Annotated in this window: 24 protein-coding genes and 1 pseudogene; 8 read left to right on the plus strand and 17 right to left on the minus strand. The window is 54.8% G+C overall.

The genetic code is table 11. The features are described 5' to 3' along the window. Nucleotides 1-36: 36 nt before the first annotated feature. The 3 genes and pseudogenes from AMR42_RS11800 to AMR42_RS11810 all read left to right on the plus strand — a co-directional run bounded on the left by AMR42_RS11800 (nt 37) and on the right by AMR42_RS11810 (nt 2,203). Nucleotides 37-675, plus strand: coding sequence for a protein kinase (locus AMR42_RS11800; protein WP_099533676.1), 639 nt, complete (start codon nt 37-39; stop codon nt 673-675). Beyond that, a pseudogene (locus AMR42_RS11805) lies at nt 674-1,615 on the plus strand (tetratricopeptide repeat protein); the annotation flags it as partial. The gene AMR42_RS11800 and the pseudogene AMR42_RS11805, both read left to right, overlap by 2 nt. 333 nt (nt 1,616-1,948) lie before the next feature. Next, on the plus strand, nt 1,949-2,203 hold the full coding sequence (locus AMR42_RS11810) for a helix-turn-helix transcriptional regulator (RefSeq protein ID WP_099533679.1): 255 nt from the start codon (nt 1,949-1,951) through the stop codon (nt 2,201-2,203). A gap of 5 nt (nt 2,204-2,208) precedes the next feature. On the opposite strand, the gene AMR42_RS11815 is transcribed toward AMR42_RS11810, so the two are convergent. Next, nucleotides 2,209-2,985, minus strand: coding sequence for a Uma2 family endonuclease (locus AMR42_RS11815; protein WP_099533681.1), 777 nt, complete (start codon nt 2,983-2,985; stop codon nt 2,209-2,211). Between the two features lie 336 nt (nt 2,986-3,321). On the opposite strand from AMR42_RS11815, the gene dnaK reads away from it, so the two are divergent. Further along, nucleotides 3,322-5,601 (plus strand): molecular chaperone DnaK, encoded by a 2,280-nt coding sequence (gene dnaK / locus AMR42_RS11820; RefSeq protein ID WP_099533745.1) that lies wholly within the window; start codon nt 3,322-3,324, stop codon nt 5,599-5,601. 116 nt (nt 5,602-5,717) lie between these two features. On the opposite strand, the gene AMR42_RS11825 is transcribed toward dnaK, so the two are convergent. The 3 genes from AMR42_RS11825 to AMR42_RS11835 form a co-directional block, all read right to left on the minus strand. Beyond that, nucleotides 5,718-6,188: a hypothetical protein gene (locus tag AMR42_RS11825; RefSeq protein ID WP_099533683.1), complete on the minus strand. Its 471-nt coding sequence runs from the start codon at nt 6,186-6,188 to the stop codon at nt 5,718-5,720. Nucleotides 6,189-6,563: 375 nt separating this feature from the next. Further along, nucleotides 6,564-6,995, minus strand: coding sequence for a hypothetical protein (locus AMR42_RS11830; RefSeq protein WP_158234457.1), 432 nt, complete (start codon nt 6,993-6,995; stop codon nt 6,564-6,566). Beyond that, the gene (locus AMR42_RS11835; RefSeq protein WP_099533686.1) at nt 6,976-7,341 is read right to left on the minus strand and encodes a hypothetical protein; all 366 of its coding nucleotides are present in this window, start codon (nt 7,339-7,341) and stop codon (nt 6,976-6,978) included. The genes AMR42_RS11830 and AMR42_RS11835 overlap by 20 nt, the downstream gene beginning before the upstream one ends. 616 nt (nt 7,342-7,957) lie before the next feature. Here AMR42_RS11835 and bchL point away from each other — a divergent pair. Next, nucleotides 7,958-8,818, plus strand: coding sequence for a ferredoxin:protochlorophyllide reductase (ATP-dependent) iron-sulfur ATP-binding protein (bchL, locus tag AMR42_RS11840; RefSeq protein WP_099533688.1), 861 nt, complete (start codon nt 7,958-7,960; stop codon nt 8,816-8,818). A gap of 28 nt (nt 8,819-8,846) precedes the next feature. On the opposite strand, the gene AMR42_RS20475 is transcribed toward bchL, so the two are convergent. Continuing rightward, on the minus strand, nt 8,847-9,020 hold the full coding sequence (locus AMR42_RS20475; RefSeq protein WP_158234458.1) for a hypothetical protein: 174 nt from the start codon (nt 9,018-9,020) through the stop codon (nt 8,847-8,849). A gap of 21 nt (nt 9,021-9,041) precedes the next feature. On the opposite strand from AMR42_RS20475, the gene AMR42_RS11845 reads away from it, so the two are divergent. The 3 genes from AMR42_RS11845 to AMR42_RS11855 all read left to right on the plus strand — a co-directional run bounded on the left by AMR42_RS11845 (nt 9,042) and on the right by AMR42_RS11855 (nt 12,420). Next, nucleotides 9,042-9,488, plus strand: coding sequence for a DUF5331 domain-containing protein (locus tag AMR42_RS11845; protein WP_099533690.1), 447 nt, complete (start codon nt 9,042-9,044; stop codon nt 9,486-9,488). A gap of 144 nt (nt 9,489-9,632) precedes the next feature. Further along, the gene (locus tag AMR42_RS11850) at nt 9,633-11,042 is read left to right on the plus strand and encodes a ferredoxin:protochlorophyllide reductase (ATP-dependent) subunit N (RefSeq protein ID WP_099533691.1); all 1,410 of its coding nucleotides are present in this window, start codon (nt 9,633-9,635) and stop codon (nt 11,040-11,042) included. Nucleotides 11,043-11,172: 130 nt separating this feature from the next. After that, a complete protein-coding gene (locus AMR42_RS11855) occupies nt 11,173-12,420 on the plus strand; it encodes an FIST N-terminal domain-containing protein (RefSeq protein WP_234406964.1) in 1,248 nt (415 codons plus the stop codon). Here the strand turns inward: AMR42_RS11855 and AMR42_RS11860 are convergent. The 12 genes from AMR42_RS11860 to AMR42_RS11920 all read right to left on the minus strand — a co-directional run bounded on the left by AMR42_RS11860 (nt 12,417) and on the right by AMR42_RS11920 (nt 22,261). Then, a complete protein-coding gene (locus tag AMR42_RS11860; RefSeq protein WP_099533693.1) occupies nt 12,417-13,694 on the minus strand; it encodes an adenylate/guanylate cyclase domain-containing protein in 1,278 nt (425 codons plus the stop codon). The two genes, AMR42_RS11855 and AMR42_RS11860, sit on opposite strands and share 4 nt — an antisense overlap. A 53-nt stretch (nt 13,695-13,747) precedes the next feature. After that, entirely contained in the window at nt 13,748-14,050 is a 303-nt protein-coding gene (locus tag AMR42_RS11865) for a peptidase (RefSeq protein ID WP_099533749.1), read from the minus strand. Nucleotides 14,051-14,169: 119 nt separating this feature from the next. Next, nucleotides 14,170-14,655 (minus strand): DUF4363 domain-containing protein, encoded by a 486-nt coding sequence (locus AMR42_RS20480; RefSeq protein ID WP_158234459.1) that lies wholly within the window; start codon nt 14,653-14,655, stop codon nt 14,170-14,172. A gap of 145 nt (nt 14,656-14,800) precedes the next feature. Next, a complete protein-coding gene (locus AMR42_RS11880; protein WP_143473047.1) occupies nt 14,801-15,337 on the minus strand; it encodes a hypothetical protein in 537 nt (178 codons plus the stop codon). Between the two features lie 197 nt (nt 15,338-15,534). After that, complete coding sequence (locus AMR42_RS11885) at nt 15,535-17,199, minus strand: cell wall metabolism sensor histidine kinase WalK (RefSeq protein WP_199858168.1); 1,665 nt, start codon at nt 17,197-17,199, stop codon at nt 15,535-15,537. Further along, nucleotides 17,144-17,842: a response regulator transcription factor gene (locus tag AMR42_RS11890; RefSeq protein ID WP_099533701.1), complete on the minus strand. Its 699-nt coding sequence runs from the start codon at nt 17,840-17,842 to the stop codon at nt 17,144-17,146. Before AMR42_RS11890 ends, AMR42_RS11885 begins: the two co-directional genes overlap by 56 nt. 53 nt (nt 17,843-17,895) lie before the next feature. Continuing rightward, nucleotides 17,896-18,132 carry an HNH endonuclease gene (locus tag AMR42_RS11895; RefSeq protein ID WP_099533703.1) on the minus strand — a complete coding sequence of 79 codons (237 nt, stop codon included), beginning with the start codon at nt 18,130-18,132 and terminating at the stop codon, nt 17,896-17,898. A 3-nt stretch (nt 18,133-18,135) separates the two neighbouring features. Beyond that, entirely contained in the window at nt 18,136-18,516 is a 381-nt protein-coding gene (locus tag AMR42_RS11900) for a KGK domain-containing protein (protein ID WP_143473048.1), read from the minus strand. Between the two features lie 151 nt (nt 18,517-18,667). Then, the gene (locus tag AMR42_RS11905; RefSeq protein ID WP_099533707.1) at nt 18,668-19,060 is read right to left on the minus strand and encodes a KGK domain-containing protein; all 393 of its coding nucleotides are present in this window, start codon (nt 19,058-19,060) and stop codon (nt 18,668-18,670) included. A 43-nt stretch (nt 19,061-19,103) separates the two neighbouring features. Continuing rightward, nucleotides 19,104-19,424, minus strand: a complete 321-nt coding sequence (locus AMR42_RS11910) for a KGK domain-containing protein (RefSeq protein ID WP_099533709.1) — start codon at nt 19,422-19,424, stop codon at nt 19,104-19,106. 39 nt (nt 19,425-19,463) lie between these two features. Then, complete coding sequence (locus AMR42_RS11915) at nt 19,464-19,790, minus strand: KGK domain-containing protein (RefSeq protein ID WP_099533710.1); 327 nt, start codon at nt 19,788-19,790, stop codon at nt 19,464-19,466. A 77-nt stretch (nt 19,791-19,867) separates the two neighbouring features. Beyond that, nucleotides 19,868-22,261 (minus strand): dynamin-like GTPase family protein, encoded by a 2,394-nt coding sequence (locus AMR42_RS11920; protein WP_099533712.1) that lies wholly within the window; start codon nt 22,259-22,261, stop codon nt 19,868-19,870. Nucleotides 22,262-22,465 lie beyond the last annotated feature (204 nt).

Genomic DNA, 22,465 nt, shown 5'->3' on the forward strand with positions numbered 1-22,465 from the left:
TGACCACCATTTTCCCAGCGCTGCTCACTGCCCCTCATGATTGGCCGCACCCTCCAAAATCGCTATCTGATTAACCGACTCCTGAGCAAGCAAGGTGGTTTTAGTGACACCTACATTGCCCAGGATTTGCAATTGCCCGGCCATCCAGATTGTGTGGTGAAGCATTTCAAACCCAAGTTCGATCGCGACGGTTCCCGAATTCTGCCCGATGATTTATTGATTGCCAAACAATACTTTGATCGCGAAGCAGACAAGCTGATGATCCTGGGTCGCCATGATCGAATTCCCTCCTTGTTTGCCAAGTTTGAGGAAGGGGGCGAATTTTTTATTGTGATGGAACACATCAATGGGCGACCCCTCAGCTTGGAGATTGGCCAGGGAGAACGCTGGGATGAAATGGCGGTGGTGCAACTTTTGGTTGATCTGCTGTCGGTATTAGCCGTAGTCCATCAGCATCCTTTGATTCACCGAAATATCAAGCCCGATAACATCCTTCGACGGCGATCGGATGACCAGTTGGTGTTGATTGATTTTGGGGGTGTGAAAGAGGTCGCAACGGGGGAATATAGCCAAGCACAACTGATTCAAGATCCCCGCAGTTTGTTTTTGGGTTCAAAGGGTTATATTGCCCCGGAGCAGTCCATTGGAGAGGCCCGATTGCAAAGCGATCTCTAAAGCCATCCAATTCAAACCCGACGACCACGAAGCCTGGCACAACCGAGGCGTTGCGCTAAACGAGCTTGGGCGGGATGAAGAGGCGATCGCCAGCTACGACAAAGCCATCCAATTCAAACCCGACAAACACGAAGCCTGGTACAACCGAGGCAATGCACTGTTTAATCTCGGGCGGTATGAAGAGGCGATCGCCAGCTACGACAAAGCCATCCAATTCAAACCCGACTACCACGAAGCCTGGAACAACCGAGGCAATGCGCTAAAAGGGATTGGGCGGTATGAAGAGGCGATCGCCAGCTTCGACCAAGCCCTCCAATTCAAACCCGACTACCACGTTGCCTGGAACAACCGAGGCATTGCGCTGGATGATCTCGGGCGGTATGATGATCTCGGGCGGTATGAAGAGGCGATCGCCAGCTACGACAAAGCCATCCAATTCAAACCCGACTACCACGAAGCCTGGAACAACCGAGGCAATGCGCTGCTTAGTCTCGGGCGGTATGAAGAGGCGATCGCCAGCTTCGACCAAGCCCTCCAATGCAAACCCGACAAACACGAAGCCTGGTACAACCGAGGCGTTGCGCTGGGTAATCTCGGGCGGTATGAAGAGGCGATCGCCAGCTACGACAAAGCCATCCAATTCAAACCCGGCTGCCACGGAACCTGGAACAACCGAGGCAATGCGCTAAAAGGGATTGGGCGGTATGAAGAGGCGATCGCCAGCTTCGACAAAGCCATCCAATTCAAACCCGACTACCACTACCCTTGGTATGGCAAAGCTGTCTGTTATGTCAAACAAGGTCAAGTGGATAAAGCGATCGACCACCTACGACAAGCAATCAAGCTAAACTCCCAAGCTCGGGATTGGGCCAAAACCGACAGCGCCTTCGCCCCTATCCGCCAAGATCCCCGCTTCCAAGCCCTAATCCAAGAACCGTAGGGTGCATGGGAGAACGTTTGGCGTGAAACGATCATTTCCCCCACCCCTCCCATGCACCGCAAATAACCGCAACAAACCGAGAATCTTCGATCGGTTGTGTTGCCACAATCCACGGTGCATGGGAGATCAAGCCGCACATTTCATGACAATTTGAGATTGCTCCCATGCACCCTACGGTTTTTCGTGAAATTGCCGTACCGATCGCGTTTCAATCAAACGATAACCATCGGTTGGGTGGCGATCAATCCACACGGTGCATGGGAGAACAAATCAACCGTTTCGCAACCATCTCATCATTGCGCCCATCAGCCCCCCTTTGAGACCATTGGGGGCATGGCGCGAGCAGGAAAAGCACTCAAACAAACCTTGCAAGACTACGGCATCAGCCAAAACCGGCTCGCCGTCACCATGGGCATTGCCCGATCGACCGTGCATTATTGGTTCAACGAAACCCAAGACCCCCAAGCCGACGCAATTCCAGCCATCGTGGCAGCCCTAGAGGCGATCGAACCCGCCGCCGCCCGAGCCTTTTTGGAAGCCTACCTGGGGCGATCGCTCACGGATTGGATCACCCCAGACCCGCCATAACCCCATCAATCCGACTCGATCGCCTCCGGATCAATGCCCAACTCCCGCAACTGCTCCGCCAGGCGATCGGCCCGTTGTTGGGCCTCGTCAGCCCGTTGCTCGGCCTGTTCCGCTCGCTGGGCCTCGGTTGCGGCCCGTTGGCGTTCGGCGGCGGCTCGATCGCGCTCCACCTCAGCCTCACTGCGATAGCGTCGGCCCTGAGCGTCGTACCAGGTGAGGACTTCTCGATCGAACGGGTCATCCACCAGCCGATCGCGCCCAATCCCTAAGCCGATTTCCGGCATCCAGCAGGGTTCACCCACCTGAAGTTGATAGGTTCCCTCCACCAGCTTGTAAACCTCTAAGGGCAAGTGACCATCCCGCCGCCAAAATTCGGGATTGTAGATCACGTAATACAACACCCCCAGTCGGGCGTAAATTGCCATTTTTTCGTCATATTCTTCACCCGGTGTGTAGGAAACCACCTCCAAAGTCAAAATCGGTGGGATGTTGTTTTCCGTCCAGGTGATGTAGCTACGGCGCGGTTTACCATTCTTGCGGCGATCGACCCCCAGGCTCAAAAAGCCATCGGGAATCACCGGCACTTTCGGATGAGGCCCCGTGGCGTGGTAAACCCCCATATCAACCGCAAAAAACCAGTCTTCCCGATGCTTCCAAATGTATTCCAGCAGGAACAAGAGGACGTTGGGAATAAAATTCTGGTCTTCGTTATCCACGGGAATATCGCAAGAATCGGGGAGTTCGTCAGCGTTGGGCAATGATTCTAGGAAGGATGGCAGCATGGGGCGACGCTCCTGGCATTGCGGCCTAACAGTCTCCATTCTGGCAAAGGATTTTGGCCAAGGTTGATCCCGGTTTCGATCGCGCCTCGGTTCGGTGGATGGGAAGCCACAGGATAGAATGAAGCCGACAAGATTCTTAACGCGCGATCGGGCGCTGAGTCTGTCCCCCGCAAATTCCTTGAGATCCGGGGGGCAGGGGGCTTAAGCCCCTTGTCTGGGCCCCTCAATCTCAAGCGCCAGTCATTGGGCTGGTTCATTCATCCAACTCGGCTGAACGGCCTTCCCGATCGCCCCCTCAGCCACTCGCAGCCGCAACAAGAGACAAGCAACCAAGCAATGGGAAAAGTCGTTGGCATCGATCTCGGTACGACCAACTCCGTCGTGGCCGTCATGGAAGGCGGGAAACCCGTCGTCATTGCCAATGCCGAAGGGATGAGAACCACCCCGTCCGTCGTTGGGTTCAACAAAGATGGCGAAAAGGTGGTGGGGCAACTGGCTCGCCGCCAAACGGTGTTGAATCCGCAAAACACTTTTTATGGTCTGAAGCGGTTTATTGGCCGCAAATACGATGAGCTGTCGCCTTCTTCAAAGCGCGTCCCCTACACGATTCGGCGCAATGAGGAGGGCAATGTGCGGGTGGTGTGCCCCAAGTTGCAGCGCGACTTTCCGGCGGAAGAACTGTCAGCGATGATTTTGCGGAAGCTGGCCGATGAAGCCGAGCGCTATTTGGGCCAGCCCGTGACCGGCGCGGTGATTACGGTTCCGGCCTATTTCAACGATTCCCAGCGGCAGGCCACGCGGGATGCGGGGCGGATTGCCGGGCTGGATGTGAAGCGGATTATTAATGAACCGACGGCGGCGGCTTTGGCCTATGGTCTCGATCGCGCCAGTAGCCAAACGGTGTTGGTGTTTGACCTGGGGGGCGGCACGTTTGATGTGTCCCTGCTGGAAGTGGGTGATGGGGTCTTTGAGGTGAAGGCCACCAGCGGCGATACGCAGTTGGGCGGGAATGATTTCGATCGCAAAATTGTGGATTGGCTGGCGGAGCAGTTCCTGGAAACTGAGGGGCTGGACTTGCGGCGCGATCGCCAATCCCTGCAACGGCTGACGGAAGCAGCGGAAAAGGCCAAAATCGAGCTGTCCGGCGTGGGCGCGACGGAAATTAATTTGCCCTTCATCACCGCCACGGAGGACGGGCCGAAGCATTTGGAAACCCGCCTGACCCGATCGCAGTTTGAGGGCCTTTGCACGGACTTGATCGAACGGATTCGCGCGCCCCTGAAGCGGGCTTTTGTGGATGCGGGGTTGCGGCCATCGCAGATCGATGAAGTGGTGTTGGTGGGCGGCTCCACACGAATTCCCTTTGTGCAGGACGTGGTGCGATCGCTCGTGGGCAAGGAACCGAGCCAAAACGTCAACCCCGATGAGGTGGTGGCCGTGGGCGCGGCAATCCAGGCAGGCATCCTGGGCGGCGAGGTGAAAGATATTTTGCTGCTGGACGTGACTCCCCTGTCCTTGGGGCTGGAAACTTCCGGCGGCGTGATGAAAAAGCTGATTCCGCGCAACACGACGATTCCCGTGCGGCGATCGGACATGTTTTCTACCAGCGAAAACAACCAAACCCAGGTGGAAATCCACATCCTGCAAGGGGAGCGGGAAATGGCCGCCAACAACAAATCCCTCGGGAAATTTATCCTCAAGGGCTTGCCGCCCGCGCCGCGTGGTGTGCCCCAAGTGCGGGTGGCCTTTGACATCGATGCGAACGGTATTTTGCAGGTGACGGCGCTGGACATGACCACGGGCCGCGAGCAAAGCGTGATCATCCAAGACGCTTCGACCCTGAACGAAGCGGAGGTGCGCCAGGCGATCGAGGAGGCCCAGCAGTTTGCCGACCAGGATCGATCGCAGCGAGATCGGGTGGACAAGCGCAACCGCGCCGAAGCGCTCACCTTCCAGGCCGAGCGGCAACTGCGGGAGGCGACCCTCGACTTTGGGATGCAGTTTGTGGAGGTGCATCGGCGGGCGATCGAGAAAACCGTCAAGGCCCTGCGCGAGGCGATCGCCGCCAGCGACGACATCGAAATCGATCGCACCCAGGCCGACTTGCAAGACGCGATCTACAACCTGAATCGGGACGTGCGCGATCGCTATGCCGAAGAAGATGACGACAACTTCTTTGGTTCCATTCGGCGCACCTTCCAGGATGGGCGCGATGCGGTACTGGGTGGCGGCGATCGCTACGATCGGGACTACAACTACGGCCGGAATGATTACGGGCGCAACGACTATGGCCGCAACGATTACGGCCGGGGCAGCGACTTGGGCCGAGGCGGCGACCCGGGCCGAGGCGATCGGGGTTGGAATGAACCGAACGGCCAGGGCGATCGCCGCCGGGAACCCAGCCGCCCGGCATCGCGCGATCCCTATGATTTGGGCTATGGCGGCGGCTACGGCGGCCCCAGCGATCGCCCAAGCCGGCCGGCCCCTCGGGATGGGTCAGGGCGATCGGGCGATCGACGAGAAGCCCGCAACAACAACCTTGGCGGCAGCAGTCAACCGCGCGATCGGCGATCGACCTACAACGACAATTGGGACGATGAGGACGACTGGTTCTAATGCAAAGGTCGATCGCGGGGCCATGAGTCTCGCGATCGGCCTCCAGAAAACCGCGCTTCGTGGGTTGTCTCAGCGGGAATTAGCGGTAATCAGCAGTAATCAGCGGTGAACGGATCTCACGGCGCTGGGGGATTCGGCTGGGTCGGATTGCTGGCGGCAGATTCAGCCACCTGACAGGTTTGATTAATGGTTTGGATCAGGTTGCGCTCATTGTTGGCGGACTGCTCCAGCGATTGCACCGCAATTTCAGCCAGGTTGCGATCCTTTTGCTGAATGGCGTTCAAAAATTCACGGGTGCTGCGGCTGGTGTCGGTGTAGATATCCGCCAAGCGCGATCGATGGTCTTTTAATTGCGTGTCACTGAGCGGCAACTTGCCCAAATCCTGGGCAGCTCGATCGAACGATTCAGCGGCACGGCGCATGGCCTCCGGTTTACCGGTGGCGGCTTCCCGGGCCGTTTCGTTGGCCAAGTTGGCAATGGTCACCAATTGTTTGCACTGGGCTACTTTGCTTTGGGCGCAACCGGTCAAGACACAGACAAGGGCGATCGCAGCGGGCAATTTAAGGGCAGGGTTTGACAAAACCATAAACAGCTCAGACCAGGTTTCCCGGCTTGCGAATCGAAGAAACAGTTTCCCAAACAAAACTTTCGAGGCTGATGCCCGAGGCAGTTCCAAGAATGAGTTCAGCCTGTAGGGTGGGCAGTGCCCACCTACGACGCATCACCCAATGAATCCGGTCACTACTGGGGAGAGGGGAGTTGTGACTTTGGGGCTGGATACCACTTGGACTAGAGGGTGGTGGGCGATGCCCACCCTACTAGCTACTTGGACTAGAGGGTGGTGGGCGATGCCCACCCTACTAGCTTTAAAAACATTACTGCCAAAAGCTTTGACCTCCAAGGGGAAAACTCACCCCGCGATCGCCCGGAGGAGCAACCTTCAGCACCCGTGCGATCATTCCTACGATCGAACGGCAATATCGTTCATGACCCGGCGTTCATCATCCAACGAAGCCACCCCGCCCGCAATCTTGCCGTAGTGAATCCGGCCCGCCTCTAGCACCGTTTTGCGCAGGGTTTTATCACCGGAGTTCGCCTCAAAAAGCGCCAACAGGGAGCCATAACCCAGGCCGGTTCCTTTGGCATCCTCCTGCACTCGCATCGAGGCCAAAACCTGTTGTTGCAAGCCCATGTCGCCAGGGTTCGCCGCCAATTTTTTCAACAAATCTGCCAAGGATTTACGCAACATCAACATATTGAGGAGATCCGCTTCAGCCTTTTGGCGCACTTCAATTGCCTTGCGTCGATCGCGATCGAGTCCATCAAGCCACTGCAACAGAAAAATCAGCGCCAGGATCAAGATCAACAACACCTCAAAAGACATAACGGGCAACCCTCGGCAACAACAGGACTCGGAGAGATTTCAAAAACAGCAGGCGTTTTGGGCCGTTGCACCATTGGGCAACACCAGATGGCGTAACACAACTGGCTCGATGCTGCCACCAATTTGCCACAAACCACTCGCCAGCGGCCGATCGATTCTGGCTTCCTTGACGAGTGGGTGCAACTCCCGATCGGGGATCGCTGCCAAGGGTGAGCTGATCGATCGATCCCGCCGCCTGGTTTTCTGCCAACCCTCCCCGCTTTGATTGAATTCTTAACAAACAGCGCCAAATTTCTCGATCGCCCGGCTGTTTGGGGGTGCGATCGCCCTCGGATCCGCCTTTGGGAAAGCCCAAACTGATGAGGGAGTCGAGCAGGCTCTGAATTAAGGGCTGGGCTGGTCTAAGAAGTTGTGTTTTGGTTTTGTTTTTATTTTTATAAAAATTAGACCCTAAATTTGTTTAATTTAGCTTAAAAACGCATTTTTTTGATTTTAATCAGCTTTAAAACCATTTTTTGAGTTTAGGATCAGCCCTTAGGCTTCTGGCGCGGCCGGACAAAATTAGCCTTGCTTTCCTTTCGGGAAAAATCTGCTGATAATGCCATCGGTGGGGCAACCAACCGCGATCGCTCCAGGGCTGCCCACCCCCAACTCAGTTTTTTGGCTGCATTCCCGATTTTCGTTACCGCTGAGCTTCATTCGCGATTAATCCCATTCCCGATCGGCCCCTCTGCTCAGGCTTCAATGCTCCGGTTTTAATTTTTGCCATCTCGCTCATTTCGATCGCGCTCGGTCTGCCGGTTCAGGACTCGGGCAGCTCACCGAGATTGGCGAAGACTAAGCGAGATTGACCCCACCTGACTGAGCTTGATCGAGGTTGACCGAGATTGATTGAGCTTGACCGAGACTAAATCCCCGTTGCATTCCTGCTCCAGTCCTGTTCCAACCAGATTTCCCCAGAGGACTCCCCCGTGAAACTCGCTGTCTATGGCAAAGGTGGCATCGGCAAATCCACCACCAGTTGCAACATCTCCGTAGCCCTCGCCCGTCGTGGCAAAAAAGTGCTGCAAATTGGCTGCGATCCGAAACACGACAGCACCTTCACGCTCACGGGCTACCTGATCCCCACGATCATCGACACCCTGCAAGCCAAGAGCTATCACTACGAAGACGTTTGGCCCGATGACGTGATCCACAAGGGCTATGGCGGCGTGCATTGCGTGGAAGCGGGCGGGCCGCCGGCCGGCGCGGGCTGTGGGGGCTACGTGGTGGGCGAAACGGTGAAGCTGCTGCGGGAGCTGAACGCCTTTGATGAGTACGACGTGATTTTGTTTGACGTGCTGGGCGACGTGGTTTGCGGCGGCTTTGCGGCTCCCTTGAACTATGCGGACTACTGCGTGATCGTCACGGACAACGGCTTTGATGCGCTGTTTGCGGCCAATCGGATTGCGGCTTCGGTGCGCGAAAAGGCCCGGACGCACAAGCTGCGGCTGGCGGGCTTGATTGGCAACCGGACTTCCAAGCGGGATCTGATTGATAAATATGTCAGCGCCGTGCCGATGCCGGTGCTGGAAATTTTGCCGCTGATTGAAGATATTCGCGTGTCGCGGGTGAAGGGCAAAACGCTGTTTGAGATGGCGGAGTCTGACCCGTCGTTGCTGCCGGTTTGTGACTATTACTTGAACATTGCCGATCAACTGTTGGCGATGCCGGAGGGCGTGGTTCCCGATGGATCGCCCGATCGGGAGTTGTTCTCGATGCTGTCGGACTTCTATCTGAACCCGCAAGAACCGAAGACAACGGAACCCGAACCCGAATTGATGATGGTGTAAGGGCTGAATCCGCGTCCAGACAAGGGGCTTAAGCCCCTTGCCCCCAGCGACGGGCGATCGGTTGGGCGATCGACAAAACCAAGGCAAAACGTAGGGGCGCACCGCTGTGCGCCCTCCGCCCAAGGCCCCACAATTCCCCTGCAACCGCTGCGCCCGGATAGGGATTAATCAGGTAGGCTCGATCGAGGTTTGATATCTCCAAAGTCCACCGATCTTCCGCCCTATGAACGTTGAACAGTTGCGCCGATCGCTCCGTCAAAAGTGGCTGGACTATTACCGCGATAACCGTTCCTGGTTGGCCCGCATGGCCATTTGGACAGAAAGCGAGTTGGGCCACCGCCGCCCCCTGTCGAGTTTTTTGTTGGCGACGGCGACGGTGCTGGAACCACGAGTGACGGAGTTGATGCCGCTGTTGGTGGATCTCAGCAGCGATCCCGATCGGGTAATCGAAGCGCTGGGGCTGGACTTTGACCCCGATCAGGAATTGGAGTTAGCCGCCAAGGCCGCCGCCCGCGAACGCCGCAACCGTCCCGCCATCCTGTTACCCGCCAGCGATCCTGCGCCGATCGAGTTTGCCCAACCCCCGATCGAACAGCTTGAGGAAACCGACTGCAATGGCCGCACCCGCGATGCTGAGCTGATTCCCATTTGGGAGCGATCGACCTTTTAAGTTCAGCGAAATTCCGCGAAATTCAGGGTTCGATCGCGGTCAGGGTAGCGGGTTGCAGTCAAACTTCTGGATCAGGACGTACGGCCATACGCCCCTCCGATTCATCCCCCAAAACTCAACCGTTTTACCTGTGAGGAACAGCCAATGACCGCCACGATCGAACCCAACACCCCCGCCCTCCAATTCGACTGCGAAACGGGCAATTATCACACTTTTTGCCCGATCAGTTGCGTCGCTTGGCTCTATCAAAAAATTGAAGATAGTTTCTTCTTAGTGATTGGCACGAAAACTTGTGGCTATTTCTTGCAAAATGCCATGGGTGTGATGATTTTTGCCGAGCCACGCTATGCCATGGCGGAACTCGAAGAAGGGGATATTTCTGCTCAGTTGAATGACTACGCAGAACTGAAGCGACTCTGTGAAGATATCAAGCGCGATCGCAACCCGTCGGTGATTGTTTGGATTGGCACTTGCACCACCGAAATCATCAAGATGGATCTGGAAGGAATCGCCCCCAAACTGGAAGCAGAAATCGGCATCCCGATCGTGGTGGCCCGCGCCAATGGGCTGGATTATGCCTTTACCCAAGGGGAAGATACGGTGCTGGCGGCCATGGTGCAGCGCTGTCCCGATGCCACCCAACAAACGCCCGCCGCCGCAGACGATCGCAACGCCATTCAAAAGTTGCTGAACTTTGGCAAAAAGAAAGAAGAAATCCAGGAAGACGAAGCGGGCTATGTGAACCATCAACCGCTGGTGTTGTTTGGCTCAGTGCCTGACCCGATCGTCACGCAATTGACCCTCGAACTGAAGCGCCAAGGGATTAAATTAGCCGGCTGGTTGCCCGCCAAACGCTACACAGAATTGCCCGCTTTGGCCGAAGGCTACTACGCATCCGGGGTGAATCCATTCCTCTCGCGCACGGCCACAGCCTTCATGCGGCGGCGCAAGTGCAAATTGATTGGCGCACCCTTCCCGATCGGGCCCGATGGCACTCGCGCTTGGATCGAAAAAATCTGTGCTGTGTTGGGCATTGAACCCCAAGGACTGGCCGAGCGGGAAGCACAAATTTGGCAGAGCGTGGAAGACTATGTGCAACTAATTCGCGGCAAGTCGATTTTCTTCATGGGTGACAATTTGCTCGAAGTTTCCATGGCGCGGTTCCTGATTCGTTGTGGAGCAACCGTGCCGGAAATTGGCATTCCCTACATGGACAAACGCTACCAAGGGGCCGAGCTGGATTTGTTAACCAAAACCTGTCAGGAAATGGGGGTGGAATTGCCCCGAATTGTTGAAAAGCCGGACAACTACAATCAAATTCAGCGCATCTATGATTTGCAGCCGGATTTGGTGATTACCGGCATGGCCCACGCCAATCCCTTGGAAGCACGCGGCATTAATACCAAGTGGTCGGTGGAGTTTACCTTTGCCCAAATTCACGGCTTTGGCAGCACCCGCGACATTTTGGAATTGGTGACGCGCCCCTTGCGTCGTAACGGCGCACTGAAGGAGTTGGGTTGGGACAAATTAGTCCGGGAAACCACCTCCGTGTAAATCCAAACGGCTCCTCACTTCATTTGCAACAGTTCGCTGCACGATCGCCCTTGGCCAGAGGCTCCCGGGTTAGGATCTTGATCCGACTCGATCCGAGCGATCGACCCGCGCCCGCAGGAGGACAACCCCCATGAGTGACCAAATGAAATGGGTCAGCGCCGTTTCCAAGCAACCATCCCTAGAAGCGGCCATTGATGAGGTCAGCCAGCGTGTTTTGGCCACCTTGGGGCAACCGCCAGATTTGTTGCTGGTCTTCATTTCATCGGCCTTTAGCAGCGAATATGCGCGGCTGATGCCCCTGCTGCGCGATCGCCTGCCTGCTCGGGCCATGGCGGGCTGTGGGGGCAGCGGCGTTGTGGGCAACCTGGATCCGCAACAGGTGGAAGAGGTGGAAGATGATCCGGCCCTCTGCGTGATGGCCGCTCGGTTACCCAACGTCACCATCCAAACCTTTCACATCGATCGCGAGGCCCTGCCCGATTTGGATGGGCCGCCCCAACCCTGGATTGAGGCGATCGGGGCAGATCCCGCCACGAACCCTAACTTTTTGGTCTTTGCGGATCCGGGGTTGGTGCAAATGAACGACCTGCTGCAAGGGCTGGACTATGCCTATCCCGGCTCCGTGACCGTGGGCGGCTTGGCCAGCGGGGACTCCTTTCGGGAAACCAAGCAACTCTTTGCGGACTATCGGGCCTATCGATCGGGCGCGGTGGGGGTGGCCCTCAGCGGCGATGTGGTGATTGAGCCGATTGTGGCCCAAGGCTGCCGCCCGATCGGTCAGCCCCTGTGGGTCACGGAATGCGAGCGCAACATCGTGATGCAAGTGTCGATTCAGATGGACAAAGACACGATCGCCGACAAACCCCAAGCCCCCCTCAAGGCCCTGCGGCAACTAATTGAAGAACTCAGCGACAAGGATCGCGAACTGGCGCAATATTCCCTTTTTGTGGGTTTGGCCCGCGATGCCTTTCGCCAAACCCTGGAACCCGGCGATTTCCTAATTCGCAACCTGTTGGGGGTGGATCCCAGCGGCGGCGCGATCGCGATCGGCGATCGAATCCGCCGGGGCCAACGGATTCAGTTTCATTTGCGAGACGCGGACACCTCCGCCGAAGACCTACGCGCCCTGTTGGAACGGTATTTGCGCGATCGCCCATCGGAACAGCCCGACCCGATCGGGGCCTTGATGTTTGCCTGTGTGGGTCGTGGCCAAGGGCTGTATAACAAAGCCAATTTTGATTCCTGCCTGTTGCAAAAATATTTGGGTCTGATGCCCGTGGCGGGCTTTTTCTGCAACGGTGAAATTGGCCCCGTGGGTGGCACAACCTTTATTCACGGTTACACCTCCGTTTTTGCCCTGTTTCGCCCCAAGGCCTAGGGAATCGCTACCTGACCGCGATCGCCCTGCCAGTGCCACAACGCCACAGGAACACGCTTGCCCTTCGCCTGAATCGACGGCAATGCTTGGCAGTGAATCTGTAGCTCGATCGGGAGTTGTTGATAGGCCGCATCCGATAGGTAGAGTTGATGGGCAGGCGTGGCTCCCTCAATCCGCTTGGCCGTGTTCACCGTGTCCCCGATCGCCGTGTAAGTGCGCACCCCGTCGCTACCAAACAACCCTTCCACCACCGGGCCGTAGTGCAATCCGCAGCCCGCCCCCAACCCTTCCGCCGACAGCACCGATCGCGCCGCCCGCTGCATCGCCACCGCCGCTCGCATCGCCTGGGGCAAATCCGCATAAATCACCATCACCTCATCCGCCGTGAACGTGACCCGCAGCGGCCGATGCACCGTCGCCACCGGTTCCACCACTTGGTAGTAACAATTCAGCACCTGCGCCACCCGCTCCGGCCGCGCCGCCTCACACCAAGTCGTGAACCCTCGAATATCCATAAACACGATCGCCCGTTCCACCCGCTGAAAGGTCAGGGCCGACGGATTGGCGATCGCTGAAGTCACCACATGATTGCCCATACCCCATTGGGCCAAATTGCGCAAAATGGCCGCAGTTTCCTGAGTTTGTTGCTGTTGCTGAGCCAGTTGCAGCGATTGCAACCCCAACAACACCCCCAAAAACACCAGCGCTGAAAATAGAAATTCGTGGCTTGCGCCCGTAAAAAAGATTTGAATATAAGTCAACGTCACCGGCTCTTGGTGCAACGCCGCCGTCGTAATCAAATAGGCAACCCACACCATCACCGTGCGGGCAATGCTTTCCAGGGGCAATAGATATCGAGTGATAGCAGGCTTCCAGGCCAACCTGAGTCCCTGGGCAATGGCCACCAACGAGCAAAACCCCCAAAGCATCCAATGACTGGGGTTTTCAAAAAATTCCCAACCATCCAACGGCAAATCAACCAACGTGTAGCAACTAGGGCCAATTAAGTTGCCCCAAAATGGATGAATTTTTCGTTGGCTGAGAAACCAAGATTGCACAGTAAAAGCCCCAATCAAAGACCAATCTGCAATGTCATTGATGGAGGCATACCAGCCATCTTTGGCGATATCAGACAAAATTTTCAGAATCAGGAAATGGCCACTGTTGCCCAAAAATTCCTGCCAGAAAGCTTGCCAGGGTGTGCCGTGAAATCGACGATTCAGCAGGTGATCTAGATTGAGGCTAGGAAGCTGTTGAGGAGAGCGATCGGTCATAAATTTCGGGTGATGGGTGCTGACATCAAGAAGCAACCCGACGATCCCTTAGCCTATTCCAACGGCTTTGGGCTGCGCTTTGGTTTAAACCATCCCAACATCGAGATACCCGTCAGGATTAAAGCCAACAAACCCAACCCATCCAAGAGGGGATAAATCGCTTCCAGATGGAAAATTTCACCCGTATGAATATCCATCAAAAGGCTGCGCTTAATTCCGGGCAGATGCCATTCTTCCACCAAGGTGGCCAACATGCCCGTAATCACCGTCAAGATCAGGGGCAACAGCAAAATGGGAGCCAGAAATCGATGATATTTGCGTTGGTATTTCTGGAATGTTTGGAAATTTTTGAACATGGGCGATCGAGCCTCTAGAAACAAGTTGCCTGAACCTGGCAAATCACGCGATCGGTTCAGGCTTGATCCGCAAGCAACAACACCAGCAATCAGAATCAAGGAAATTGGCTGATTTTGCCCTATTTCGCCTGCCCGATCGCCCCTTCCAAACTGCTCAGAGCCGTCAGGGCTTTGGCTTTATCCAAATTGCCGCCCAGTTGCCCGCTCACACCGTCCATCGCTTCCTCGATCGCCTCATAGGCCTTGGGATTTTTTTCCTTAATTCCATCTTCAACGGGTTTCCAAGCGGCTTCAAATTGCTCAAATTCCGTTTTGGCCTTGGCTGCGTCTCCCGCTTCCACCGCCGCCCGGGTTTTGGTTACCACGGCGGTCAATGCGCTGAGGTCACCGCCGGCCGCCGGACTAGCGGCAGGGCTGGCGGCCGGTTCAACGGGGCTAGCGGCGGCCGACTCGGCGGGGCTGGCCGCAGGGTTGGCAGCGGTTTGGGAACTGCAACCGGCGCTGGTCACAATGCTGAGGGCGGCGACCAAGGCCAGGGCCAAACGTCCCCGGGTCAGGACTCTTGCCGGTGCAGAAGATGAGCGAGCCAAGGGAAGCAAGGACATGAACATTCTCCAAGAGAGGTAGCGGTCGGGCGATCGGGATTGCAAAACTCGCGTTTTCAGCGATTACCTAAACCGTAACCAACAAAAATGACAAACTCATGACAGCCACAGAGTTGGGATTGTGGGTCTCTCTTGAAGAAGGTTATTAGCGTGATCGACGGCGACCCCCCGACCAAGGCGGCGGCCCCGATCGCCCTCGCAATTGCACCGTTTCTCCGTTGGCTAATTGCACCCAAAATGCATCCAATTCGCCATCATCCAACTCGCCTTCAACGGTGAGCTGATCGCCCACGGAAACAGGTAAATCGCGCCACCAACGCGGCCCCGCATCTACTCGATATCGTCGGCTGTTGGCTTCCACAATCCACTCATTTTCGTCCCGCTCACCAAAGCGAATGACCCGGCCCGAAATGCGAATGACCCGATCGTCATCGTCGTCTTTGTCGTCGTCGTCATCATCATCTTTGTCGTCGTCCCAGTCGTCATCGTCATCATCTTTGGTTCGATCTTGCCCACTCGTGAAGCGTTCGGCAGGCCGTTGCCCCATAGCTGAATTCTGGAAAGATTGCCGTTGCTCCAGGGAAGATTCCGCCAGCGATCGAGCCAGGGCCGCTTCTGGCAAAACCATCAAGGTTGTGAGCGCACCAACGGCAAAAAACTGTAATTGTTTGAGGTTATTCATCACCATGCTCAAGAAATTTCAAGGACAACCAACCTGATTAGGGGGCGGAAGTTGCTGAAGCATTGCCCCTTTCAGGCTAGGTAGAAAAAATGACAAAAAAATGACGATCAACCATCCAGCGACCGCTTGAAAATCTGTCCACTGGGGTCACACAACGGCGATCGACTTTTTGCGGGAAACCCTTTTCAGACATCCACTCACGGGGTGGAGACTTTGCCGCTCGGTGCAACAACCGGCAAGGTGACAGTGAAGCAACTGCCTTGGTTCAGTTGGCTGCGAACGGTGATTTGGCCCTGGTGCGATCGGGCGATCGCCTGGGCGATCGACAGGCCCAGCCCCGAGCCACCTTCCCGGTGTGATCGCACCCGATCGGCCCGCCAGAGCCGATCGAACACTTGGGGCAAATCCGCCGGGGCGATGCCGATGCCCGTGTCGTGAATTTCGACCCGCACTTGCCGATCGCGCCCGATCGGGAGAATCACCACCTGCACCCGGCCGCCCGCTGGCGTGTATTTGAGGGCGTTATCCAAAAGGTTGCCAAACAGCCGCCACAGCAGCAGCGGCTCGCCCAACACAACGGCGGGGTCCAGCTCACCGGTCAGCTCCAGTTGCTGCACGGCGGCCCGATCGGCGTAGGTCTCAATCAAGGATTCCAGCAATTCGGGCAGGTCGATCGATTGGCGCGGGTGGGCGGCGGCTCCGGGGGTGTCCTGACGTGCCAACAGCAACAGGTCTTCCACCAGTTGGGTCATTTGGCCGGTGGCGTTGTGAATTGCCGCCAGCTTGGCCACATCCGTCGGGTCAATCCGCTCAGGGTGCGATTGCATCACTTCCACGGAGGTGCGAATGGCGGTCAGCGGCCCGCGCAACTCATGGGAGGCATCGGCGGTGAACTGCCGCAGTTTCCGAAAGCTGGCTTCGATCGGCCGCAAAGATTGCCGCGTCAGCCACAGACCCCCGATCGTACTCAGCCCGATCGCCAGGCCCGAGCCGATCGCCAGGCCCGTTCCCAATTGCTGGATGGCGTTGTTGATCGGGTCGATCGATTCCGTCACCCGCACATAGCCCCGGAGTTTGGGGGGCTGCTTTTCCCCGTCATAGAACGGCGTGGTCAGAGTGCGGAGTTGTTGATCTTGGGCGATCGCACCTTGGGGTTGGGCGATCGGGGCCAGGGGCCAGGCAGGAAAGATCCGACCTTGGCGAGCCAACAACTTGCCCCGCGCATTAAACCACTCCACCCCCTGATCTGGTTGCTGCAAACTTTGCCAGGGAATATCCAAGTCCCCATCGTTATCCAGGCGCGGCCGCAGTTCTTCCCGTTCTTCAAAAAAGCGATCGTCTAAAAAGTTGGCAGCATTGGGGCGATCGGTATTGAGGGTTCTTGCCTGATTTTGATTCGCTTGATCTTTGTCCTGATCTTCATCCTTATCGTCGTCCTCATCGTCTGATTCTTGTTCCCTGGCTCGCTCTTTTTTCGCTTGCTTTTCTTGCTCTTTTTTGGCTTTTCTTTCCTGCTTTGCTCGCTCTTTTGCTTGCTGCCGATCGTCCTCGTCGCCGTCGTCGTCAAATTGCTCTTCGTGGGCTTCCTCGATCGCTTCCAAACTGTGGCCGGCCGCTTGAGCCAACACCAAAAGCTGTCGATCGACCTGCTGATAGAGGCTATAGATCAAAAACTCGATCGCCACGATCGACCCCAGCCCCACCACCGTCGTCATCACCGCCAGAAACGACAGCAACAACCGCCGCCGCAAGGCCCGAAACTGGGTGGCTTCCGTGGCCGCCAGGGCCGTTCCAGGGCGCGATCGCTTAAGAACCCGCGTCCAGTTCCGGCAGTTGTGGATGAAGTCGGTAGCCCATGCCATAGCGTGTTTCGATTGCTGTTTTGGGTGCGCCTGCTTCGGTCAGTTTTTGGCGCAGGCGGCGGATGTGGGCAGTGATCGCTTCTTCGGTGGGTGGCTCGTCAAAATTCCACAGGTTATCGAGGATGCTGGCGCGATCGAACGTCCGGCCCGGATGGCGCAAGAACAATTCCAACAGGGCATATTCCTTCGGTGACAGGGCGATCGGCTGGTGGCGGTAGGTGACTTCGCACGATCGCGGATCCAGCGCCAACGCCCCCCAACTCAGCACCGGATTGGTGGCCACGGTTCCCCGCCGCAACAGGGCCCGCACCCGCGCCAAAAACTCCGACAAATCAAAGGGCTTCACCACATAATCATCGGCCCCCGCATCCAGACCATCCACCTTGTCGCGGCTGGTGTCGCGCCCGGTCAGCAGCACGATCGGCACGGTTTGCCCAGCGGCTCGCAGTTGCCGACAGAGTTCCACCCCGCTGAGTTGGGGCAACATCCAATCCAAAATCAGCAAGTCGTAGTCCAGGGATTGGGCCAACTCCAGCCCCGATCGCCCATCGCTGGCCAGATCTACGGTGTAGTGGCGATCGCGCAGGGCCTCGGCCAGGGGCTGCAAGATCCGATCGTCATCCTCCACAAGCAAAATCCGCATGACCTGTGATCAATCCTCTGGGCCCGATCGCCGTGATTGCAATAGGGCGATTATTACCAATTAAACCGGCGATCGAACCGCGAATCGAAGCGATCGCGCTTGCGGGCATTGCAACTGCGACAAAGGGTTTGCAAGTTACTAATGTCGTTGGAGCCACCAGCGGCAAGGGATTTGATGTGGTCAATTTCTAGGCGATCGCGGCTGCCACAACTTTGGCATTGGTGATTGTCGCGATCGAGTACAAATTGTCGAACGGCTGGATCGATTTTGATGCGGGGAGTTTTAGCCATTTGCTATTCCTCTGCCAATCGCCGAATTTCATCTAACGGAGAATCAGCCGGTTCAATGCTGGCTTCTAATAAGGGCAATTCTGGCGCTTCTAGTTCTGGCTCTGGTTCATCGGGACAAAACTCGATCCTTAATCGCAAAGTTCCTGACTCCCACTCATTTTGCCCAAACCTCAACACTTGTCCTTCAACGCCTTCTTCAGTGAACCACTGCCCCCGCCCTTCAGTCCAACGATAGTTGCCATAACCCCTTACATAATTCTCAACCACACTAGAGAGTCCTCTCATGAACTCTTTAACTGTGCAGGTTTCATTGGTTATACTGATGTGTTGAGCAGTAGAGATGGAGATCACCTCACCTAGCTTCATTAATTGATGATTCTCCACTCTGACTACCTCCAAATATAGTGCCAAGAGAATTAGATTCTTACGAATCTTTTTGGCGCTGAATTTTGCACCACAACTCAACTTACAGATTAATCAAATTCGTAACTGTCACGCTACGAGTCAATTTTAGTGCGAGGTGTTTTGGCCATTGCTATTCCTCTGCCAATCGCCGAATTTCATCTAACGGAGAATCAGCCGGTTCAATGCTGGCTTCTAATAAGGGCAATTCTGGCGTTTCTGGTTCTGGTTCTGGCTCCGGTTCATCAGGACAAAACTCGATCGACAACCTCAACCGCCCCGACTGCCACCCTTTTTTTCCATATCGCAGAGCTTCTCCCCTGATGCCTTCTGTAGAAAACCATAAACGGCGGTTGGAGTTCCACTCAATAGTGGATATGTTATAGCCGGAATAGTGTTGCAGTGCATTGGCAATAACCTGTAGGAATTCTTGAACTGTAGAGGTTGGGTTTTTTAAGCCAATTTGATATCTCATTTCGCATGAGATCACTTCATGTGGTTTGAGAGATGTAAATTCCTGGGGCATGGTTTTAACAAGTCCTGACTAAGGATAAGACTCCGGATCAACTTTATCCATCCGCCAATCTACGAATTTCATCTAGAGGCTGATCAGGGTTACCAGTCAAGGACTCTACTTCGTCTGGTTCATCTGTCTCAAAAAGCAATGTTAGCCGCAGTCGTCCAGATTTCCATTTTGGTGCGCCTAGTCTTAAAACTTGGCATTTCAGTCCTTCTTCTGAGAACAAAATTCTAAGATCCCCACCAAGGCGATCATTGATAATTTTTTGAATTTCTGAGATCTGGCTAGTGGGACGATTATTGATATAGTAGCCATACTCCATCGTGACCACTTCGTTGGGCAAAAGTTCTTGCATTTTAGAAAAATCCATGATGAATAACCTCTTGAAGATTACAGTTCTACTTCTACCCTATTCCCCAGCCAGCTTACGTAGCTCATCCAACGTCGAGTTGGATCCTTCGGGGTTAGTAATCTCTTCTTCTTGATCTGGATCAAGCTCAATTTCCAGAAAGAAACGCACCTTCCCTGACAGCCATTGTTTTTGACCAGGACGCAAAACCCTACAGGGAAAACCATCCGAAAAAGCAGCCTTTTCTAAGTCCTCATCGTAGGTTTCTTCCAAGTTGGCAGTCATATCCGTAGCCAAGCAAGTCGAAATTTCCACAAAGGGCAAGTTGCCATCATCCGATCGAATGACATCCTCGGCATCAAGACGATAAACAATTGGCTCAGTCATTCAAAAATGCCTCAAAAATCTTGGTTTCTGTCCCTAGACAAGATGCTCAAGCCCCTTGCTGCCAAACACGGTTGGGGTTAAGTCACTAGCTCAACGATCGGGAGTTGGTAGCGATCGCACCCCATGGATTGCAAACAGGAATCGATCGCCTCCACTGCCTGGTTATAAGTCGCAATTTGCTCCTGCAAAGCAGACTTTTGTTCAGCCAGTTGCTCCAGTTGCTCCTGGGCTTCCTTCTCGATCGTTTTTTCTAGGTGGTTACGGGCAATCGTGTATTGCTGCAAAATCACCTCTTCGTATTCCACCGCTATGGGCAACAGTTGCGACTTCAGAGTTTGGCTCACCGCTTGGCGAAAGGTGCTTGTCACGGTGCGCTTAACCTTGGGTGCAAAGTCGAGTTCTAGCAATTGGCGAATGGCGGGTTCCGCTTCCACCATCGGCAAAAAGTCATAGCCCACAGAAGTTTGGCGCAACACTTCCCGAAACTGATAGAGCGAAACTGAGCCTTCTTGATAGAAATCGGGACTTTCGCGCACATAGCGATCGCACTCAGTGCTCGCCTCGCTGCGGAGGGCTAATTGCACGGATTGTTCGATCGCCTTCAATCGATCTTCTAGCCCCGCATCATCTCCCACCAATCGGCATAGCTCCCGATAATAATCCTGATGGCGAATTCGATCCATCAACAATGAAAAGAGCCGCCGAATCACCCGCTCAATTTCCGCAGTTAGCACTTCTTCCAATTCATTGGCTAAGTAATAGAATGCCTCAACCAAAATCGCCAACAAAGGAGCGGTGGAATTGCGTGGATGAGCTAACGTAGCCCGCTGATAGGCTTGCTTGACGGAAAATCCATTCAGCAGCTCACCCATCCGGCCCTGCATCCGCACCTGCAAATTGCGGAAATCATCTTCAAAGCTGACACATTGATTAGTAACAATCTCGTTGATTTCGCGCTTCAAATGATCTGCAAAGTTTTCAGCTAGGCGCTTGAGATCGGTGTTGAGGCGATCGAGCCGATTGCTTTTAATGCCTTCGAGTTCCGTGGGCTGGCTATCGAGTTCTCGGTAGCGATCGCTATACAACCGACGCAGGGCCACGCAAAGGGGCTGTAAATCATTGGCCAAAGTCGAGAAGAGTTGCGGCCGCTTTTCTTCCGTTAAATAGCGCGTGATGCCCTCTCGAAATACTTCAATGCCGCTGTCATGAATCAGTTGATCCACCAGGGGTGAACCATATTCGCTCAAAATTCGAACATAGTTTTCGTTTTGGCTTTCATAGTTATTAACCGAGATCCGAAACCGATTAGCCGGTAATTTGCCAGAACTAGAGCAATAGCGATTGAATTCATAGACAAACTGCGGCGTTTCTTCGGCAATTTCTGCACTTTTAATGCTGCTAGCAAAAATACTATCGAGACCGAAGCGATCGCCCGCACTGGTTTCTCGGAGCTGGCTGCCATAGAACCCCAACAGCCCACTGGTTTTATAGAGCCGCTGTCCATCTCGAAACTGACTGGAAATCAGAGACTCTAGGCGTTGCCGCAGTTGAACGTTGTACCAAGTTTCATCAATACGATTGAAGACGAAAAAGACCCGATCGCGAATTCCCGAATTGCTGCGCATCGCTTCCAGGAGTTCGGTTTCCTCTTTCGTCATGTCACCCGCTGCGGCTGGCTTCAGCACTGCCACCACAGCCGATGTATCTTCATTGCTAATTTTGCTATAGGTGAGGGCAGCATCCTTTTTGATCGGGGCATCAATTCCTGGCAAATCAACCAGAACATTGCCATCTTCCAGCAACGGATGACAGCAATAATATTCCACCCGTTTGAGCACAGCGCTGTTGCTGCCCCGGCGAGCATAGGCTGCTGCATCTTTGAGGTTGGTGAAATTAAATTGCTCCATTGAGTAGGTGGTGTTGCTGGTGGGATGGATGCGATCGCGATTAGTCCACCAGCCTTCAATCAGCAACTTGAGAGCTTTTGCTTGTTTAGCCCGTTCAGATTTGGACTCGCCGCCTTCTTTTTCGATCATTTTTTCGCAGGCGGTGAGAATCGTTGAAACGGTCTCTTCTCGGCTCAGATCAATTGCCGAAGAAACCCCCAGCCGCTCCAGCAAGACCTGCACTTCTTCGTGAACTTCAGCCGCACTAGCAAAGGTCAATACAACCCGTTCCCGATCGCTTGGTGCATAGGCGATGTAGCATTCAATTCCGGTGGCATGGCCTTCAGCGCTATAGAGCAATTCCCGACCCAATAGGGCATTAATTAGCATTGATTTGCCAGCGCTGAAAGCCCCCACAAAGGCCACTTCAAAAGTCGGGGCGATCGCCTTACGCAGAGACGTATGAACTGACGTAATATCTTGATTTTGGAGTGTTGACTCTTGCTCAACCAGATGCACAATGGCTTCAACGGATTCCTGGAGATTCTGACAAGCTGCGATCTGATTGCTATCCAATTGAGCCATGGTATTTCCAACCAATTGAGATCGGTTTAAAGATTCAGAGAATACTTGCGAGAACAAAGGCTGCTGCTTGAGTGAGCCTTTGTTCTCGCAAGTGGCTGAGATTAGGATAGCGCAAAACAATACTTATCCCATTGATGGGGTCGCACAATACGGTTTTTGTGAACCTTAATTAACATCCTAAACTTTAAGTGGCTGCATCAGGTT

The organism is Limnothrix sp. PR1529 (assembly GCF_002742025.1).
Lineage (GTDB): Bacteria > Cyanobacteriota > Cyanobacteriia > CACIAM-69d > CACIAM-69d > CACIAM-69d.

Bases quoted from the DNA above. Each gene is read 5' to 3' on its own strand.
- AMR42_RS11920 (WP_099533712.1), bottom strand. From the start codon at position 22,261: ATGGCTCAATTGGATAGCAATCAGATCGCAGCTTGTCAGAATCTCCAG.
- AMR42_RS11800 (WP_099533676.1), top strand. From the start codon at position 37: ATGATTGGCCGCACCCTCCAAAATCGCTATCTGATTAACCGACTCCTG.
- AMR42_RS11905 (WP_099533707.1), bottom strand. From the start codon at position 19,060: ATGCCCCAGGAATTTACATCTCTCAAACCACATGAAGTGATCTCATGC.
- AMR42_RS11865 (WP_099533749.1), bottom strand. From the start codon at position 14,050: ATGTTCAAAAATTTCCAAACATTCCAGAAATACCAACGCAAATATCAT.
- dnaK (WP_099533745.1), top strand. From the start codon at position 3,322: ATGGGAAAAGTCGTTGGCATCGATCTCGGTACGACCAACTCCGTCGTG.
- AMR42_RS11890 (WP_099533701.1), bottom strand. From the start codon at position 17,842: ATGCGGATTTTGCTTGTGGAGGATGACGATCGGATCTTGCAGCCCCTG.
- AMR42_RS11855 (WP_234406964.1), top strand. From the start codon at position 11,173: ATGAGTGACCAAATGAAATGGGTCAGCGCCGTTTCCAAGCAACCATCC.
- AMR42_RS11880 (WP_143473047.1), bottom strand. From the start codon at position 15,337: ATGAATAACCTCAAACAATTACAGTTTTTTGCCGTTGGTGCGCTCACA.
- AMR42_RS20480 (WP_158234459.1), bottom strand. From the start codon at position 14,655: ATGTCCTTGCTTCCCTTGGCTCGCTCATCTTCTGCACCGGCAAGAGTC.
- AMR42_RS11825 (WP_099533683.1), bottom strand. From the start codon at position 6,188: ATGGTTTTGTCAAACCCTGCCCTTAAATTGCCCGCTGCGATCGCCCTT.
- AMR42_RS11915 (WP_099533710.1), bottom strand. From the start codon at position 19,790: ATGACTGAGCCAATTGTTTATCGTCTTGATGCCGAGGATGTCATTCGA.
- AMR42_RS11910 (WP_099533709.1), bottom strand. From the start codon at position 19,424: ATGGATTTTTCTAAAATGCAAGAACTTTTGCCCAACGAAGTGGTCACG.
- AMR42_RS11860 (WP_099533693.1), bottom strand. From the start codon at position 13,694: ATGACCGATCGCTCTCCTCAACAGCTTCCTAGCCTCAATCTAGATCAC.
- AMR42_RS11815 (WP_099533681.1), bottom strand. From the start codon at position 2,985: ATGCTGCCATCCTTCCTAGAATCATTGCCCAACGCTGACGAACTCCCC.
- AMR42_RS11895 (WP_099533703.1), bottom strand. From the start codon at position 18,132: ATGGCTAAAACTCCCCGCATCAAAATCGATCCAGCCGTTCGACAATTT.
- AMR42_RS11845 (WP_099533690.1), top strand. From the start codon at position 9,042: ATGAACGTTGAACAGTTGCGCCGATCGCTCCGTCAAAAGTGGCTGGAC.
- AMR42_RS11885 (WP_199858168.1), bottom strand. From the start codon at position 17,199: ATGGCATGGGCTACCGACTTCATCCACAACTGCCGGAACTGGACGCGG.
- AMR42_RS11850 (WP_099533691.1), top strand. From the start codon at position 9,633: ATGACCGCCACGATCGAACCCAACACCCCCGCCCTCCAATTCGACTGC.
- AMR42_RS11810 (WP_099533679.1), top strand. From the start codon at position 1,949: ATGGCGCGAGCAGGAAAAGCACTCAAACAAACCTTGCAAGACTACGGC.